The sequence below is a fragment of the Halorubrum salsamenti genome (assembly GCF_007671685.1).
Lineage (GTDB): Archaea > Halobacteriota > Halobacteria > Halobacteriales > Haloferacaceae > Halorubrum > Halorubrum salsamenti.
In genome coordinates, this window is record NZ_VCNL01000004.1 from 213,138 (window position 1) to 230,383 (window position 17,246).

Genomic DNA, 17,246 nt, shown 5'->3' on the forward strand with positions numbered 1-17,246 from the left:
GGCTATCTGACGTTCCGGTGCATGTCGAAGGGGAGCCCCTCGACGCCGTCGCGCTGGAAGGAGTCGATCGCGTTGTTCACCTCGTGGTAGCCCAAGATTCCCTCTTGGATCATCCGTTCGATCAGCTCCGCGCGGAACTCCAGGTCGTCGTAGATGTCACGGGTGTCGGCGTATCCCAGCAGCGTCGCGATCTGCTCTTCTAACACGTAGGAGTTGTTCATCCCCTGGAAGACGATCTCGTCTTCGACGGGGTCCCAGCTGAACACCTCGCGGGTGACGACCCCCTCCATCTCCTTGGAGTACCCCTCGATCTCCTGGACGCTCGTCACCCGGCGCAACACCTGATCGCCCTGTTTCACCCGGTTCTGGAACAGCGCCACGTCGGCGTTGTCCATGAACGTCTCGGGGACGTTGATCGGCTCGGAGGTGAACCGCTGGATCATCGAGACGATGTCGGACGCGTGGAACGTCAGCATGACCGGGTGCCCCGTCTGGGCCGCCTGGAACGCCATGCGCCCCTCGGCGCCGCGCACCTCGCCCACGATAATGTAGTCGGGACGAGACCGCAGCGCGGCGGCGACGAGGTCGAACATGTCCACGTCGGAGGAGCCCTCTCCGCCGCCCTCGCGGGTCAACAGCTGCTGCCAGGTGTTGTGCGGCGGGATGACCTCGGCGGTGTCCTCCGCGGTGTAGATCTTCGAGTCGCTCGGGATATACGAGAGGATGGCGTTCAACGTCGTCGTCTTGCCGGACGCCGTCTCCCCGACCACGAACACCGTCTGCTCGTTCTCCAAGCAAAGCCAGAGGTACGCCGCGAGCTCCGGCGAAAGCGTCCCCCAGTTGGTGATCTGGTTGATCGACAGCGGCACCTCCTCGCCCTGCCGGATCGTGAGCGAGGAGCCCTTCAGCGACACGTCGTCGGAGTAGATGATGTTGATACGCGACCCGTCCGGCAGCGTGGAGTCGACGATGGGGTCGGAGTCGGACAGCGGGTCGCCGATCCGCTCGCCCATGTTTCGCAGCCAGTTGTCGAACTCCTGCGGGGTGCCGAAGTCGACGGTCGTCTCCAGCATGCCGAACGTGCCGTGATCGACGTGACACTCCTTGGGGCCGATGACGTGGATGTCCTCGTTGGCCGAGTCGCGCATCACCGGTTCGAGCGGGCCGAGACCGACGATATCGCGGTTGAGCCGGTAGCGGATGTTCTCGTAGGTCTCCTCGGTGACCGACAGCTTCCCCATGTTGAGCAGCTTCGAGAGGCTGCCGCGGAACCCCTGGTTCTGCTCGTCGACATGGGTGACCTCCTCTAACAGCTCCTCGATGAGGTCGTCGTACTCGGATTCGCTGTCGGGGGCGCTGTGCTGGCCACTCACCGTGAGAAGGCGGTTTTTCACCTCGTTGAGGACCTCCGCCTGCGGACCGGAGACCTCCGGCTCGATGGCGTAGTACTTGGTGTCCTGCCCGAGGTCGCCGTAGATGTGGCTGTAGATGGGTCCGCCGACGGGGTAGATGACGTTGGGCCGGTTCGACTCGTACTCGGCTTTCGGCTCCTCGATGAACTGCGGGAACTCCCCGGTGATCTGCTTGAACTCCCGCAGGTGCTCGCGGAGGTGCGGCCGCCGCATGGCCGCCTTCCGGAGCTCGTCCGACGGTTTCGCGGTTCCGTGTTCGGTCATGTCTTACTCCGTGTCTCCCGTCCGATCGGTCGCGTCCCGGCGGCCGGGACGGCTGTGCGTCGACCCGCGCATGCGTTCACGCGACGCTGCGGCTCTCGATGACGATGCCGGTCCCCGAGCGGACCGAAAAGCCGATCGTGTCGCCGACCTGTTCGCCCATCCCCGCGAAGCGTTTCACGTTGATCTGGCGGCGGATGTCGTTTCCGACCTCGATCATCTCCAGTTGGAGGAAGACGTCGGCGATCGACCGGAACGGCCCAATAGCGTCGTCGTCGACGGCCGAGGGGTCGACGGTGAGCACCACCACCTTCCCCTGCGAGATGATCTCCCGGAAGAAGGAGATGATCTCCAGGGCCGCCTGTCGCTCCTCGTTCTTCCGAACCAGCGCCTCGAAGGTGGGGTCGTTCCGGAAGATGGCGTCGAACGTGTCCAGGAAGACGACGTCGGAGTTCCACATCGCCTCCGCGTTCATCAGCCGCTTGAGCAACTCCTTGCGCTCCCCGTCGTCGTCGGAGAACGCCCCGCCGGAGTCGAAGTCGGCGTGGAGGAAGAGCATCTCCTCCTGGAGGAGCGGCTTCACCATGTCGTACTCCAGCGAGTGCATCTGGTCGATGAACCCGCGGACGGTGAGCTCCGTCGACATCATCGTCACCGACGCGCCCTCCTCGACGAGCCCGTAGGCGAACCGCTGGGAGATGGCGCTTTTGCCGGCGCCGTAGTCGCCCTCCATGAGGACGATGCTACCGCGGGGGATCCCCCCGCCGAGCTCCTTGTTCAGCCGGTCGCGATCGCCGAGCCCGAGCGAGAGCAGGTTGTCGCGGGGCATCTCAGTTACTCCCCTCCACGCGGAACTGGAACAGCTCCTCGTCGCCGTTGGCGGTGACGTACACCCGGTGGTCGCCGTCGTCGAGGCCGCCGCTCGTTCCGTCGAGCGCGTTCACGTTGATCGTGAGCCGCAACACGTCTCCGCGGCTCCACGCCGCGCCCGCGTCGGCGGAGACGAGCTCGCCGTCGATGGCGCTCGGCGGGACGTAGCTCCCGTCGAAGACGACGTCGAGCCCCGAGCCGTCGGGCGCGAGCCGATAGGTTCCGGTGTTCTTTATCAAGAGGGTCACGTTCTGGGTGCTGGCGTTGTACACCCCCGCGTTCGCGTCGGAGATGATCGTCACGTCGGTCCGGAGCGTCTCGGTCGCGTCCAGTCCGGCGTCGTCGACCGCCGCGCTCACGCGGTCGACTCCCGTGGTGATCGTACCGACCACGCCGGCCGCGATCACGAGGCTCGCGATGAACAGGATGAGGTGCGAGACGGGAACGCTGGCCATCTACGCGCTCACCTCCGCGGCGTCGCGGACGCCGGACTCGACGACGAGGACGACGCGGGTCTCTCCCGCGGCCACACCGGTTGAGAGGTCGCCCTCGTCGACCTCGATGGTCAACGTCTCGCCGCCGAGCCACAGCTCTGTGTCGCCGTTGCCGTCGACCGTCGTGGTCGCGTTCGGCCCGCCCACGTCGACGTACACGTTGTCGACGAGCAGCGTCGCGTCGCCGGCGACGAGGCCGAGGGAGCCGTCGTTGGTGGCGTTGACGGTGAGAGTCGTGTCGTCGAACGTCGCGTTCGTCACCGTGAACGCCGTGTTCTGCCGCTCGAGCGCGCGTTCGTTTATCCCGTGTTGCGCGTCGCTGACGCGGTCGAAGCCGTTGGCCGCGACGGGATAGAACGTCGTGAACGCGAAGAACAGCCCCGCGACGATGATGGCCGTCGACGCCGAGACGCTAACGCCCATCGCCCCACCCTCCGTCGGCCGGGTCGGCGCGGTCGGAACGCGGGTTCGGGTCGTTCATCGGCCGCGGGGAGCCGCCGTTGCGCTCGCGCCCCTCGGAGCCGCGATGGTCTGCGTGGTCGTCTCGGTGGCCAGCGTGGTCGTCCCGCCTCCCCGCGTCGCCGCCCTGACCGTTCTCGCTCGCCCGACGGTCTCGGTCGTCGCCGCCGCGATCGCCGCCTCGGTCCTCGCGCGGGGCGCGTCCCTCGCGACCTCCTCGCCCCCCGCGACTCCCCGAACCGGCCCGCGGCGGTCCGCCGCCGACCAGCGAGCCGCCGGCGAGGTCGTCCCAGCGGTCGAGCAACAGCAGATGGCCGCTCGTCCCGTTGAGCTGGGTGACGTACCGGAGACTGCGGGTGTGGTGTTCGCGGACCAGCCGGTCGGTCCCCGGCCGGTCGACGAGGTTGCGGTCGATCGTGCCGAACCCGGAGAGGAAGTCGCGGAGCCGCGCGGCCGCGTCGGGACCGACCCACTCGATGCGCTCGTAGTAGTTGATCGCGCGCACCGCGTCGGTGACGTCGCTCTCGGAGACGAGGAACTCCAGCCACTCCATCACGAGGAGGTCGCCGACGTAGTCGCCGGGGAGCTCCGTGAGGTACGGCTTGCCGCGAGTCCCCGAGAGGTCGTCCTCGCGGACGTACTCGAAGCCGCCGCCGTTCGCCTCGGCGGGGTCGCCGCCGGGCCGCTGGCCGCGCGAGCGGTCGGGCTCCGGCTCCGGTTCGGGGTCCGGCTCCGGCGCGTGACCGTTCGTCGCCGGGCCGTCGTCGACGGGCTCGTCTTCGAACGAGTCCATCCCCTCGTCGAAGTTGACGCCGTCATCGGGCCCGTCGTCGAACGGGTCCGACTCGTCGCCGAGGTCCTCCTCGAACGAGTCGCCTCCGTCGTCGAACGGGTCCTCGTCAGCGGGCGCGTCCGCGTCCGTTTCGGCGCCGTCCTCGTCGGCCCAGTCGGCCTCCCCGGCGTCGTACTCCTCTTTCAGCTCGCTGAAACTCTTTCCATCGTCGTTCATGTCGTCTCCGTCGTCCGCCGCCGCGGTCTCGGACGCGGCGTCGGCGGGGTCGCCGTCGTCCGTGTGCTCGTCGTCCGGTTCCTCGTCCAGCTCGGCGAACTCGTCGTCGTCCTCGAAGTCGTCGTCGAGCAGGTCGTCGTCGAAGAACCCGTCGGCGTCCGCGTTCGCGACGTCTTCGTCGAGGTCGTCGTCGCCCGCGTCGTCCCCTTCGTCGTCGTCGAAGAGGCCGAACGACCCCTCACCGCCGCCGTCGACCCCGCCGAAGCCGCTGGAGTCGTCGACGAACGGGTTGATGCCGCGGGTGACCATCTCGTAGATGTCGAGTAAGTTCCGCACGTCCTCCTCGATGTCGTCGACGGCGGCCGAGATCTCCTCGTTCTCCGAGCGGACGGTCGAGACGGTCGACGAGAGCGAGGAGACCTCGTTCTCCAAGTCGTCGAGCCGTTTCTCCAGCTCGTCGGTGTCGGCGCCGCCGCCACCGCCGTCGTCGAACCCGTCGTCCCACTCGTCCATCCCGTCGAAGTCGTCGAAATCGTCGCCGCCGCCCATTCCGCCGCCCATTCCGCCGCCGCCCATCCCGCCATCTCCCATCCCGCCGCCGAAGGGATCGTCGCCGCCGCCCATGCCTCCGGAATCGTTGTCGTCGGAGCCGTCATCGTCGAGGAACCTATCGAGGACGCTCGCACCGACGAGCCCCAGCGTGGCGACTATCCATGCAGCCGTTGGAGATCCCCACACCGGTAGTTCGAGGCCCATTACCGTATACCATCCTCAGAACGCACTTCAATTCACCCCTCAAAATATCAGCTGTGAGAAGACGCGCGTTCGGCGGAGATCCGGACACGCCGCGCCATCTCCTCAGCGGTTCGATCTCAAAGCGTCCGCTCGAACCCGTCGGCCGCTCGAACGACCAGCCGGCCGTCCGCCCTGAACCGGACGGTCCGTCCGACGCCGTCGCCGACGGCGCGCTCGACCACCGGAATTCCGGCCGCGTCGAGGCACTGCTCGGCGCGCGCGACGTTCCGCGGCCCGACCGCGTCCGTGAGATCGAGCATCTCCGCGCCGCCGGCGACGCGCGCTTCGAGTCGGTCGAGGGACGCGCCCTCGGCCTCCAGCTCCGCGATCAGCGTCTCGATGCCGGTGTCGACGTACTTGCCCGGTCGTTCGATCCCGGTATCGGTCTCGGTGCCGTTCGGTAGCATCGCGTGTAACAGCCCTCTGACGCCGGTCGACCGGTCGACGAGCGCCACGGCGACGCACGAACCGAGGCCGCTCGTCGTCAGCGTTTCCCCGCCGGTCGCGACCGACAGATCGCTGACCCCGACCTTGATCCGGCCGGCGTCGGGGGCTCGGGAGAGCGTTCCCTCGCGAGACGACGGGGGGTGGCTCACGACTCCGAGAGTCGGTCGAGCGCCCGGGTCAGTTCGCGCTCGTCAGGGAGCGCGTACACGTCGCACCGCGCCTGCACGCCCTCGGTCCGGATCGCGGCGTCGATCACGAACCCGTAGTCCTGTCGCTGACTCAGTTTGGCGACCAGCGGGCTGATCGCTGCCGAGCCGATGTCGTGGACGAACTCCGGCGGCGAGTGGGTGATCGACGTGCCGAGCACGTTCGCCCAGCCGTCGATGAACCCGCTCGTCATCACGTTGCCGAGCTCGCAGAGGGCGTTCTCCGCCATTCCGCCCAGCGGTTCGTCCGGTTCGGTGGGGAGCATCGAGGCCGCGATCTTCGCCGCGGACTCCTCCTCGAAGAGGATCGCGAGGTAGCCGCTCGGCTCTCCCTGGAGCTCGAAGACGGTCCCCGCGTGCGGCTCGACGCCCACCTCGGCGGGCACGTCGGCGAGGGGGACAAATCGTAGTCGACTCACGTCGACACTCGTGGTAAGTCCCGTCATCATCGCGATGTTGTCGGCGGCGTTCGCGGAGCCGCGCTTCGCCAGCGACGCGAACGTCGACAGCGACTCGTAGGGAACCGCGGTGCTGTCGGCGCCGTCGTTCCCCGCCTCGCCGTCCGCGCCCGGCGCGGCGGCCGGCGCGGTCTTACCCACGACGAGGTCGCGGAACTTCCCGGAGTCGGGGAGCATGTAGATGGAGAAGTCGAGATCCGCCGTCGTCGCGTCCAGCCGGCTCTCGAAGAGGAACACGCCGTCTCCGGCGAGCGCCCCGTCGGGGAGGACGGCGGCGCCGTCGGCTTCGAAGTACCGGGGCGGCGTCATGTCGATCGCCGTCCCGAGGTAGTTCGCCCAGCCGTCGAGGAAGCCGCCGAGCGCGATGTTGCCGACCTCGGTCACCGCGCTGCGTCCCATCGACGCCCCGCCGGGCAGGAGCGAGAGCAGAGCGTCGACGTTGTCCGCGTCGAACGCGAGGACCGCCTCGCCCTCCAGTCCGCCGCGGAGGTCGACGCTCACCCCGATCGACTCCCGGCCGGCGAACGCCTCGGCGAGGTCCTCGCCGCTGGCGACGCTGGCGCCCGTGACCTCCACGGAGAGGTCCGTGCCCGTCAGGTCGGTGAGCGCGCCGGCGGCCTGTCCGGCCCCCCGCTCCGCCAACCGGTTGCAGGCGCCGAGCGCCCGAACGTCGACGCGCATTATACCGCCGATCCGATGGCGTCGAGCACGTTCGGCTTCTGGAACGGCTTCGTGATGTACCCCTCGGCGCCGGCCTTGATGGCCGCCTTCATCTTCTCCTCCTGCCCGACGCTGGTGCACATGATCACCGTCGCCTCCGGGTTGGCTTCGAGGATCTCCGTCGTCGCCTCGATACCGTCCCGGATCGGCATCACGATGTCCATCATCACGAGGTCGGGGCCGTGTTCCTCGTACATGTTGACCGCCTCCACGCCGTTTTCGGCCTCGCCGACGATCTCGAACTCCCCTTCGAGGATCTCCCGGAGCAGGTTCCGCATGAACTCCGAATCGTCTGCGATAAGCACGCGCGTTGCCATAGTTATCTGGAAGGCGGGACAGCGCTCACTTAACGACTCCCCCGCGGTTCTCAGCGATGAGAACCGACGTGGGAGGCCGGATCGTCGAGACCCCAAGCGTGCTCACACCCAGTGACCGAGGAGGTACGTCGCGCCCACGAGGACCGTCCCGCCGAACGTCTCCCGCGTCCCGATACCGAAGGGGAGGAACGTCGCCGGCGCGTCGCCCGGCACCTCGTCGTCGCCACCCTTCGACGGCCCCTCGTTCGCCCCGCCACCGTCCGAACCGTCGCCACCCGCCTCGTCGTCGCCGTCCGATTCACCTTCTCCCCCATTCCCTCCGTCGGTCGCCGCCGACCCCTCTTCTCCGGCGCCGGGCTCGTCGACCCGCGTCACCGACGGGTCCGCCTCCACGGTCAGCGTCCCGTTCACGCTGTGCCCGTCGATCGCGAGCTCGTACGGGTACTCACCCGGCTCCAGCTCGGCGTCGATCTCGCCGAACGTCTCCGCTTTCGAGGCTCCCGGTTCGACCGTGAGGTGGCGCTCCTCGACGACCGCCCCGTCGTCGACGTCGAGCGACAGCCGCTCCCGGGTCTGTAGCTGCCCGACGTTTCGCACCGTCGCGGAGAGGTTCGACAGCGACTCGCCCCGGGTCACCGTGAGATTCGTCGTCGTCTCGTTCGACAGCCGCAGGCGGGCTGGGTCCCCCGCGTCGTCGACGACGATGATCCTCCGGCTGTCCTGCAGCGACTGTCCCTGGTAGAGCCGGTAGCTCGCCTCCGTCCCCGGCGTCACGTTAGTGAGCCCGCTGTCGACGGAGAAGTTCCCGTCCTCGATCGTCAGCTCCGACTCCGTCCGTGACGGCTCGCCGTCGTCGTCCCTGACGATCGTCGCCGACAGCTCCGTCACGGGGAGGATCGACGTCGACCCGGTGATGGTCTCGTTGTCGGCCTCGACGAGGAGGTCGCCGTCGGCGGTGGCGTGGTCGTACCGGAGGTAGCGCTCGCGGACGCTGAACGACGCCTCGGCGCTCACCCGGCCGTCGGCGCTCCCGTGGTACGGGTACTGCTCCGACAGCCGGTCGTCCGCGGCCGACTCCGGTTCGAAGGCGGCCGGGGGCCCCTGCCCGTCGCGGAACGCGTACCGCTCGCCTTCGGTCCCCTCCAGGGCGAACTCGACCGAGAACTCGTCGCCCGGCTCGGGGTCGGCGGTGAACGGGCCCCCGTCGCTCGTGTCTATCGCGAGGTAGAACCGGCTGGGCGCCCGATCGCTGTCCCCGCGTTCGAGCGTCTCCCCCTCCGCGAGATAGAGCGTGACGTCGTCCGGGTCGGCGTTCGCGAGGTCGAGTTCCGCCGTCCGCTCGTTACCATTGGAGTTCGTCTGTCGGACGCGGAGCGAGACGCCCTCTTCGGCGTCGAGGAGATCGGCGAGGGCCCGGTGATCGATCTGGGACTTGTCCTCGATCGACCCGGCGGACCGCTGCTGGGCGAAATACGAGAGGGCGCCCCAGATCCCGGTCGACTCGAATCCGAGCACGACGCGGTCGCCCTTCGTCACCGCCGTTCGGTCGAGCCCGCTCTCCCGGAGCGCGCCGAGCGGTTCGGTCCCGCCCTCGCCGTCGGTGGTCACCTCGCTGTCCGCGGTCGTGAACACCTCGACGCTGTCGTTGAACGCCGGCTTCCGCAACACGAGATCGGACTCCGCGGCCACCTTGACCGGGTCCACGGCACCAGAGTCTCGGACGACGAACGTCCCGTTCGTGACCGCGAGCCGGTATCGCTGTGGATTTAGAGGGCGCGCGAGTCCGTCGGCGCCGGTCGCGCCGGTCGCGCCGGACAGGTTCGCGAGGTCCTCCGCGATCACGTCGCCCGCCTCGTTCCTGAACTCGAGGTCGCAGTTCACGTCGGAAGCACTGCAGCTATCGACGTCGCTCTCGTTCGTCCCGAGAAGCCGCGTGTTGATCGTCGTGGATCCGCCGGACGCCTTGACGACGTCGACGAACCCGACCGTTCCGCCGGAGTCGGTGAGTCGGTTGCCGCCGATCAGCAGGTACGCGCTGTCGTTCCCGGACGCGCCGACGACGTGTCTGATCTCCACCGGGTCCCCCGCCGTCCCGGTGTACATCGGTCGGCTGAACGATCCGCGGATCTCCTGACGGGCGGCGCCGCCCGGTTCCGTTTCGTCGTCGGTCGCGATCGCGGGAGCGATCCCGTCTCCACCGGCCGCCGTCGCGTCTCCTCCCGCGAGCGTCGCCGCGGCGGGGCCCGTGGCCGCCGCACCGAGAAACGAGAGGAGCACCGCGAGCGCGACCAGCACGACGCCGAGGTCCGAGAGCCGGGTGCGGAGCGTCATCTCCGCCTCCTCCCCCACGTTCCCCTCGCCCGGTTTAGTGCGCGATCCGGTAGGCTCGGTGCGCGAATCGGCACGCCCGCTGCGGACGCGGGCTGTCGTCGTCCGGCCGGACCGATCCGCGTCGTCCGGTGAAGCTCTGGAGGTCATCGTGGTGTCCGTTTCGTCCTGACGGGCCGAGTCGTTTCCACGGCCCGCCGTCGGTTGGTACGTGGTCGGGATCTCAGTGACTAAAGCGTACCTTCCCGATTATCGTAACAGAGAACCGGACCCTCCGCCACGGAGGTGAATCGACCCAAACCGACAGATGGCGGCGGGATCGAGTCGTCAACAAAGCTCCGAAGAGTTAAGTCCGCCCGCGGTACGCTTTCGATGAGGATGAAGACCTGCTCCCGGTGTGACTCGTCGCTCGACGACGAAGCCCGCTACTGCGTCGAGTGCGGCGCCCCCCAAACGGAGGACGCCGCTGAGGAACTCGACGACTACGTGCAGCGACAGGCCCAGCAGGTGGCCGCCGACTCCGGGGATGCAGGCGGCGGAGGCGGACACGCCGGAAGCGGCGGTGACGGGTCCGGATACGTCTCGACCGAGGAGCTCACCGACCGCGAGCAGCTCTGGCGCCGCGGCTGTTACGTGCTCGGCTACGGGACGATCGTCGTCGCGCTCACGCTGGTCCCGCAGATCGGTTCCTTCCCCCTGATACTCGGTGGGATCGCGATCTTACCGCCGATCCGCCGCCTGACCTCGGAGCCGCTCGGGAGCCCGCTGAAACGCGAGGTGATGGCCGGACTGTACGCGGTGTTCGCGCTGCTCGGCGTCGCGCTGCTCGTTCTTTTATAAGCATCCGCTCGGAACAGTCGTTCCAGAAAGCGCTCGCTACTCGATCCGGAAGCCGTTCGCCTCCTCCGCCGCGCGCACCAGATCGCCGATGCTGTCGCTCGCCGTGAGCCCCTGGCTCGCGGCGAAGCGCTTGATCGCCACCGGCGGGACGTCGACGGTCGTCTCGCTCGCGACGAGCAGGAGCCCGAGCGCCTCGGGGGTGGGCGAGCTCGGGCCCGCGTTGGACGCGAACCACGACACGAGCGAGTCGAACGTCGCCGTCACGTCGTTCGAGACCATCCGCTGACGGGTGGTGTCGCCGTCGACGTGGAGCGTCGCGTCGATCCCGTAGGTGAACCCGTCGTCGTCGAAGGAGTTCGCCAGCCACCGACTCACCGACTGGCGGTCGACTTCGGGGGTGGCGTGACCGCCCTGTGGGTGGTTCGTGGAGGCGCCCTGCGGCCGGGCGGCGTTCCCGCCCTGCACCTGACCGCCCGCATCACGGGGCGCGTCGGCGCCGGGGACATCCCCGCTCCCCGCACCTCCCGGACCACCACCCGGATCGGGTGGTCGCCTCTCCGCCGGATTCGCCGGGTCGGCGGACGTGAAGCCGGTCTCGTCGGCGGGGGACCGGTCCGGCTGCGCCCGCCGGATGTTGGGCCGGCCGTTCGTCCCGACGACGTACCGGCTCTCCCCGATCTCGACGACGCTCTCGTCGTCGGTGAAGTCGAGCTCGTCGGGGTCGGCCGGCGGCGCGTCGGGGTCGGCGGCCGGTGCGTCGCGGTCGCTCATGGTAACGCCGTGAACGCGCGAGAAAATAGGTGTTCCGGGCGGATCGATCCGCCGAGGAAGTGGTTAGGGGGCTCTTCGAGGCTCGTTAGAGTCTGACTGCTTCGTCCTTCGTGTTGAACAGGTCGGGCGCACGCAGTTCCACCTGCGTCGCCGCGCCGGCGGGCGAGACGATGTCGAGGGTCGCCTGTTCTCCCTCACCGAACGCGCTACCGCCAGCGTTGAACGCACCGGCGTCAGGATTTAAGAGGATCTGGAACTGCGACTCGCTGTCGAGCACGGCACTCGACTGAAGCGTGCCGTCGTCGCGGACCGCGAACTCGTTGCCCTGTAAGTCGCTGGCGCCGCTTACGAGGTCGACAACAGAGACGGTGTCAGTATCAGCCTCAACATCGTTGGGTTGAATGAGAGTGACCGTTAACGTATCTCCAGAATCGACCGAACCGGAGATATTAGTTAGGCTGACTTCTCGGGTGTTAACGTCAGTGTTGGAATCGCCACTGAACGTCGTGAAGTCGGTATTACCATTGCCGTCAGTCACAGTAAGGTTGAACTGCCCGGTAGTAGTTGTGGTAGTATTGGCGGTTAGTGTCCCGTTACCAACGTTGTACTCTGCTTGGGCGTCCGTTTCGTTATTACCGGTAGTGACGTCATCGATGGACGTGTCAACCGTTCCACCGGGGACGAACACGAGGTTCTCCTGACCGTCCGGGCCGACCGCTTGGATCGTCGTTTCGGTCAGGTCGATGTTGTCGGAGCCGGGCGCGCCGGAGACCGACAGGCGGATCTCCTTAAGAGTATCAGTATCTGCGCTGACGATACCGACGGAGCTACCGACTTCGATGCGTTCGGACACGAGGTCCGTACTCTCCTGGCCCGTTGCTTCCGCCTGTGACTGGAGGAACCCGGCCGTGTTGATCAGGACGCCGGCGGCGATCGCCGCCACCAGCACCATCGCGATGAACACGATGAGCGTCCCGATCCCCACCTGACCACGTTCCTCGGAGTTAGTGATGAATTCGAACATTGTTACAGCCTCACCGAGCTATCCTCGCTCGTGATAGTCGTCGGAACGCGGATCTCCTTGGTCGTCGTCGCCCCCGCGGCCGTCGTGAACGTTACCGTAAGGCGCTCGCCTTCGGCGAGTTGCGCGTAGTCGATGTCGGCACCACTGGCACTTCCGTTAAGCACGATATTGATGTTGACACGGTCGCTGTTGTCCGTGAGAATGTTACCTTTATCAGTGCCGATGATGTCCGTCGTGGTAACCTCTGCCACGTCATTGTCGTTGAGATCGAAGGTAGCCTGTCCGTCCTGACCGATGAATTCGGCCGTCGTCTCTTGGAGGTCGACCGGACTCGAACCGGGTGCGAGCGCGACGACGAAGTCGAGTTCGTTGATCCCGTCGTTGGTTGCCGTTACGTTACCCGAAGTACTCACGACCTGTAGTCGGTCGCTCACCTGGCTCGTACTCTCCTGCCCCGTTGCTTCCGCCTGCGTCTGGAGGAAGCCGGCCGTGTTGATCAGGACGCCGGCGGCGATCGCCGCCACCAGCACCATCGCGATGAACACGATGAGCGTCCCGATCCCCACCTGACCGCGCTCTTCCTCGTCCAGTAGTGTTTCGAACATTGTGTGTTGCGTTGGCCCCCGGCCTTCCCGGCGGGCGTTATCGCTAGGGAGCAGGATTTCCCTATTAAAGACTCCGCGCCGATTATTTAAGCTGATAAAATGCTGCAGTAGTGCGGTTATCGGGTTATTTTCTGCCTATTGGTTTTTGAATACATTAACAATATCTCTATCTGATTATCGCCGCTGGATCTGTGGGAACCCCGTATGGCCGGACGGCTCGGACGAGATCGGCGCACAGATCTGCGACGCTGACTGGTGCGATCGTCGAGAGAATTCCCGCTTGAAAATCCGAATAGCGATCGTCCGCGCCGCGTGATTTCGACCCGGCTCAGCGGTCCTGGATCCGCGTCAGTTCCGAATCGGGGATCACGAACTCCCGCGTGCCGGGCTCGTACACCGCGAGGCTTCCCGCGACCAGCGCCATCGACGCCGCCAGCAGGCCGGTGTTGACGAGCAGTAGCGCCTGCGGGTTCGCGAACGCGGTCCGGAAGGCGGCGACGGGTGTCGCCACGGCGGCGAGGACGACGAGCCCGAACCCGACCGCCAGGTACGCCATCGCCGTCCGACCCGACGACCGATACGCCGAGACCGCGAACGCAAGTAGCGTCGCGCTCGCGCCGGCCAGCACGGTGGTCGTCACGAGATATAGCCCCTCGATGAGCTCCATATCCACCCTGACCGGAGTCGGGTTATAAACTTACGGTAGCGGCTATCACCGTCGATAACACCCGAGAATACGCGTAAGCGAACGAAAGCCCGTTAGAGCGGGCGACGTGCCACCGGGCGGGATTTTCGACCTGCATCGATCACCGGTACCCTTTTAAGCTCTAAAAATCAACGGCGATAACGTGAATGGTGGGGGACAATCTGATCGCGGTACTCGGCAACAAGTACAACACGGACATCCTAACCGCGACCGGTGACGCGAAGTCCGCGCAGGAACTCAGCGACGAGCTCGACGTCCCGATCGCGACGTGTTACCGCCGGATCAACGAGCTGGAGGAGGCCGACCTCCTGGAGCTTCACGACCGTCCGCTCTCGGACGAACACCGCCGCGTGAAGGTGTACCGCCGGAAAGTGGACGGCGTCGATGTCGACTTCCGCGACGGGCTCACCGTGGAGGTCGAGGAGCGCTCTGCGGTGAAAAACCGACTCGACGACGTGTGGCGCGACCTCTCGTCCGGTCAGTAACCGCTCACGTTCCCCGTTACGCCGCGTTTTTCCGCCCGTACCGTCCGTACCTCTCCCCCGGGGTCAGAACGAGGGTTCTTCGGACCGACCCATCATCGAGAACCCGCCCGCTCGCTCGTGGACGGTAATTCCGCCCTCGCCGATCTCCATCGGGAAGATGTCGGTGTCGATGTCCTGTTTCCGCATCTTCGCTACCCAGACGTACCGGTTGACGCCGGAATCGGTCGGCGTCTGGATGAAGTAGATGTTCCCGTCGGTGAGGAAGTTCTCCAATCCGACCTCGGTGTCGGGGAACACCGCGCCCTGCTCGTTGATGAGCAGCGAGGTCAACCCGTTCGCCTTGAGGATGTCCGAGAACTTCAGCAGGTACGTGCGTTTCTCCTGTTCGGCGTCGAAGAAGAGCTGGAACATCGACAGCGAGTCGAGCACTAGCCGGTCGAAGTCGCCGTCCTCGATCGTGTCTAGCAGCTTGTCGACCGCCGTCGAGAAGTCGGTCTCGCGCAGCATTTCGCGCTTGTCGAGGATGACGATGTCGCCGCTGTCAACGAGGTCGTCGAACCCCTCCAACCCGATCGACTCCGCGGCGCCGCGGATGTCCGCTTCGTCCTCCTCGAAGGAGACGTACACCCCCCGTTCGTCGTGTTCGGTGACGCCGTGGTGGAGGTACTGAATCCCGAAGATACTCTTGCCGGTACCGGGGTTCCCGGAGACGAGGACCGTCGATCGCTCCGTGATGCCGCCGGAGAGGATCGAGTCGAGTCCCTCGACCCCGGTGGAGACGAGTTCTGACATTCGTCCCGTCCTTGGCGACGAGAGTATATAAAAGACGATCCGACGGACCAACCGCACAGACGCCGACAGGTTTATTCCTCGACACGCCGCCCCTTCCTGTATGCCCGGTGAAGCGTCCCCCGTCGACCGCGGCGGTGATCGGCGGTGAGCCATCCATCGGTCCTCGTCGTCGAGGACGAGCCCGACATCGCCGCGCTGTACGCCGGTTTCCTCGAGGAACGATACGACGTTACCCTCGCCGAAACCGCCGCCGAAGCGATCGATCGGGTCGACGACGCGATCGACGTGGTGTTGCTCGACCGTCGGCTTCCCGACGGGAGCGGCGACGACGTGCTTGAGCATATCCGCGAGACCGGCTACGACTGCCGCGTCGCGATGGTCACCGCCGTCGAGCCCGACTTCGACATCATCGATATGGGGTTCGACCTGTACCTCACCAAGCCCGTCAGCCGCTCGAAGCTGCTGGCGGCGATCGACACGCTGCTGACCCGTAGCGAATACGACGCTCTGATACAAGAGGCCGCGGCGTTAGCGAGCAAGCGCGCGGTGCTCAACGTCCAGAAGCCGGCCGCCCAGCGCGAGGGGAACGAGGCGTACGCCGAGCTGGTCGAACGGCTCGAAACGCTCGACGCCGACATTGACGAGCTCGGCGAGTCGCTATCGTCCGACGATTACCGCGCGATGTTCCGCGACCTCGGCGAGGCCTGACGCGGTCGAACTGCGGGCTTCTCCCTCTTCGCTGCCCGGTTTCGCTACGAGAGCTGTTCGCCGACCAGTCGGTCCGCTTCGGCGATAAACGCGTCGCGCTCGCCGATCGGGACGGTGGCGCCCGCGGCCACGTCGTGGCCGCCGCCGTCGCCGCCGACCGCCCGACTCGCCTCCCGCATCACTACCGAGAGGTCGAGCCCCTGTCGAACCAGCGCGTGCGACCCCCGCGAAGACACCTTCAGCTCCTCGGCGCTCTCCTCCGCGAACGCGATCACGGGCTTCGAGCGGTCGAGGGCCGGCGAGCCGATCGCCATCCCGGCGACGATGCCGACGATCGTCTCGCGGATCCGCGAGCCGGCGTCGAACCACTGGAGGAACTCCTCGTCGGTGACGCCCTCCGTCTTCACCCACTGTAACCCCTCCGAGAGGTTCTTGCGATGATTCCGCAGGAGCCGGCGCGCCTCGGCGAGCGCGTCGCCGCGGTCGCCGAGACACACCGCGAGCCCCACGTCGGCCCGCTCGTAGCGGGCGGTGGCGTTGAGGAGCGTGGAGAACTCGCTCACGTCCCGCAACTCCGTGCCGGGCTCCTCGTCGACGAGGGTGTAGGAGGTGCCGACGAGCGCCTCGATCCGGTCGGCGGGGACGCCGGAGGCGACGGCGCGGCGCATCAGCGCGGACGCCAGCGCCTGTCGCTCCTCGCCGTCGAGGTCGACCCAGCGCCGCCACTCCCCGTCGCGTTTCACGTCCACGTCGAGGTCGGTGAGGAAGGAGATCGCGCCCGCCTCGTCGTTCGAGACGCCCGGGATCTTCACGTCGGAGGCGTATTCCAGCAGCTTCGGGAGCGGGCGCGTCTGTCTGCCGTACAGGTCCAGATCGGTCTGCGCCTCGATGACGCCGGCGTCGACGCCGTCGGCGACGACCGCCTCGTTGGCGCCGACGAGCCCGCCGTCGGAGTCCTGCATATCGCCGACGGCGCCGACCACAGCCAGCGCGGCGAGGTCGCGGTTGTCGCCGTCCGGCCCTTCGAGCGCGCGGGCGAGCACGTAGCTCGCGCCGGCTCCCGACAGCTCGCTCGCGCCGTTTATCCCCTCGAGCAGCGGGTTGAGGTGGAACTCCGTGTCTCGGTCGGCCGGCTGGTGGTGGTCGGCGATCACGGGGACGAAGTCGCCGCGGTCCTGGTGGTCGGCGATCACGTCGAGCTGGCCGGAGCCGAAGTCGGTGAACAGCACCACGTCGAACTCGCGGGCGGCGATCCCCGCGATCGACTCGGCGTCGAGCTGCTTCTCGAAGACGACTTCGTGGTCGATCCCGGCCCGCTCGAGCGCCGTCGAGGCGATCGCGCCGCTGGTGAGCCCGTCGGCGTCGATGTGGGACGCGAGCAGCACGCGGTCCGCGGCGCGGAGCCGGTCGGCGCAGGCGTTCGCGCGCGCAGCGAGCTCCGGTACGGGAGGATCGGCGACTGCCATTACCGACCGTAGGCTCGCGATCGGGGATAAACTCACGCTTCGGCCGGGCGACGGTGAGGACCGCACCCGAGCC

The 17,246-nt window shown here is 67.1% G+C and carries 17 protein-coding genes and 1 pseudogene; 3 read left to right on the forward strand and 15 right to left on the reverse strand.

Annotation, left to right across the window (positions count from 1 at the left end; translation table 11 throughout):
- Positions 1 to 2 precede the first annotated feature (2 nt).
- The 9 genes from FGL94_RS12355 to FGL94_RS12395 form a co-directional block, all read right to left on the reverse strand.
- Positions 3 to 1,676: a type II/IV secretion system ATPase subunit gene (locus tag FGL94_RS12355; RefSeq protein WP_144925610.1), complete on the reverse strand. Its 1,674-nt coding sequence runs from the start codon at positions 1,674 to 1,676 to the stop codon at positions 3 to 5.
- A gap of 76 nt (positions 1,677 to 1,752) precedes the next feature.
- The gene (locus FGL94_RS12360; protein ID WP_144925613.1) at positions 1,753 to 2,502 is read right to left on the reverse strand and encodes an ATPase domain-containing protein; all 750 of its coding nucleotides are present in this window, start codon (positions 2,500 to 2,502) and stop codon (positions 1,753 to 1,755) included.
- A 1-nt stretch (position 2,503) separates the two neighbouring features.
- Positions 2,504 to 2,998, reverse strand: coding sequence for a flagellar protein G (locus FGL94_RS12365; protein WP_144925616.1), 495 nt, complete (start codon positions 2,996 to 2,998; stop codon positions 2,504 to 2,506).
- Positions 2,999 to 3,460, reverse strand: coding sequence for a flagellin (locus FGL94_RS12370; protein ID WP_144925619.1), 462 nt, complete (start codon positions 3,458 to 3,460; stop codon positions 2,999 to 3,001).
- Entirely contained in the window at positions 3,450 to 5,261 is a 1,812-nt protein-coding gene (locus tag FGL94_RS12375) for a FlaD/FlaE family flagellar protein (protein ID WP_144925622.1), read from the reverse strand. Before FGL94_RS12375 ends, FGL94_RS12370 begins: the two co-directional genes overlap by 11 nt.
- A 116-nt stretch (positions 5,262 to 5,377) precedes the next feature.
- Entirely contained in the window at positions 5,378 to 5,896 is a 519-nt protein-coding gene (locus FGL94_RS12380) for a chemotaxis protein CheD (RefSeq protein ID WP_144925624.1), read from the reverse strand.
- Positions 5,893 to 7,092: a chemotaxis protein CheC gene (locus tag FGL94_RS18830; protein WP_144925627.1), complete on the reverse strand. Its 1,200-nt coding sequence runs from the start codon at positions 7,090 to 7,092 to the stop codon at positions 5,893 to 5,895. The genes FGL94_RS12380 and FGL94_RS18830 overlap by 4 nt, the downstream gene beginning before the upstream one ends.
- Entirely contained in the window at positions 7,092 to 7,448 is a 357-nt protein-coding gene (gene cheY / locus FGL94_RS12390) for a chemotaxis protein CheY (protein ID WP_123623812.1), read from the reverse strand. The genes FGL94_RS18830 and cheY overlap by 1 nt, the downstream gene beginning before the upstream one ends.
- A 102-nt stretch (positions 7,449 to 7,550) precedes the next feature.
- Positions 7,551 to 9,926, reverse strand: a complete 2,376-nt coding sequence (locus FGL94_RS12395; RefSeq protein ID WP_144925630.1) for a BGTF surface domain-containing protein — start codon at positions 9,924 to 9,926, stop codon at positions 7,551 to 7,553.
- 228 nt (positions 9,927 to 10,154) lie between these two features.
- On the opposite strand from FGL94_RS12395, the gene FGL94_RS12400 reads away from it, so the two are divergent.
- Entirely contained in the window at positions 10,155 to 10,616 is a 462-nt protein-coding gene (locus tag FGL94_RS12400) for a zinc ribbon domain-containing protein (RefSeq protein WP_144925633.1), read from the forward strand.
- A 36-nt stretch (positions 10,617 to 10,652) separates the two neighbouring features.
- On the opposite strand, the gene FGL94_RS12405 is transcribed toward FGL94_RS12400, so the two are convergent.
- The 4 genes and pseudogenes from FGL94_RS12405 to FGL94_RS12420 form a co-directional block, all read right to left on the reverse strand.
- A complete protein-coding gene (locus FGL94_RS12405) occupies positions 10,653 to 11,387 on the reverse strand; it encodes a DUF7500 family protein (RefSeq protein WP_144925636.1) in 735 nt (244 codons plus the stop codon).
- Between the two features lie 502 nt (positions 11,388 to 11,889).
- Positions 11,890 to 12,411: pseudogene (locus tag FGL94_RS18920) on the reverse strand (archaellin/type IV pilin N-terminal domain-containing protein); the annotation flags it as partial.
- Between the two features lie 2 nt (positions 12,412 to 12,413).
- Positions 12,414 to 13,016: an archaellin/type IV pilin N-terminal domain-containing protein gene (locus FGL94_RS12415; protein ID WP_144925642.1), complete on the reverse strand. Its 603-nt coding sequence runs from the start codon at positions 13,014 to 13,016 to the stop codon at positions 12,414 to 12,416.
- 328 nt (positions 13,017 to 13,344) lie between these two features.
- The gene (locus tag FGL94_RS12420; RefSeq protein ID WP_144925645.1) at positions 13,345 to 13,683 is read right to left on the reverse strand and encodes a hypothetical protein; all 339 of its coding nucleotides are present in this window, start codon (positions 13,681 to 13,683) and stop codon (positions 13,345 to 13,347) included.
- Between the two features lie 185 nt (positions 13,684 to 13,868).
- On the opposite strand from FGL94_RS12420, the gene FGL94_RS12425 reads away from it, so the two are divergent.
- Positions 13,869 to 14,207 (forward strand): helix-turn-helix domain-containing protein, encoded by a 339-nt coding sequence (locus FGL94_RS12425; protein ID WP_144925648.1) that lies wholly within the window; start codon positions 13,869 to 13,871, stop codon positions 14,205 to 14,207.
- A gap of 63 nt (positions 14,208 to 14,270) precedes the next feature.
- Here FGL94_RS12425 and FGL94_RS12430 read toward each other — a convergent pair whose 3' ends face one another.
- Positions 14,271 to 14,999, reverse strand: coding sequence for an RAD55 family ATPase (locus FGL94_RS12430; protein WP_144925652.1), 729 nt, complete (start codon positions 14,997 to 14,999; stop codon positions 14,271 to 14,273).
- A gap of 144 nt (positions 15,000 to 15,143) precedes the next feature.
- Here FGL94_RS12430 and FGL94_RS12435 point away from each other — a divergent pair, with 144 nt between their 5' ends.
- The gene (locus FGL94_RS12435; protein ID WP_144925655.1) at positions 15,144 to 15,707 is read left to right on the forward strand and encodes a response regulator transcription factor; all 564 of its coding nucleotides are present in this window, start codon (positions 15,144 to 15,146) and stop codon (positions 15,705 to 15,707) included.
- A 44-nt stretch (positions 15,708 to 15,751) separates the two neighbouring features.
- Here FGL94_RS12435 and FGL94_RS12440 read toward each other — a convergent pair whose 3' ends face one another.
- On the reverse strand, positions 15,752 to 17,173 hold the full coding sequence (locus FGL94_RS12440) for a single-stranded-DNA-specific exonuclease RecJ (RefSeq protein ID WP_144925658.1): 1,422 nt from the start codon (positions 17,171 to 17,173) through the stop codon (positions 15,752 to 15,754).
- Between the last annotated feature and the right edge of the window lie 73 nt (positions 17,174 to 17,246).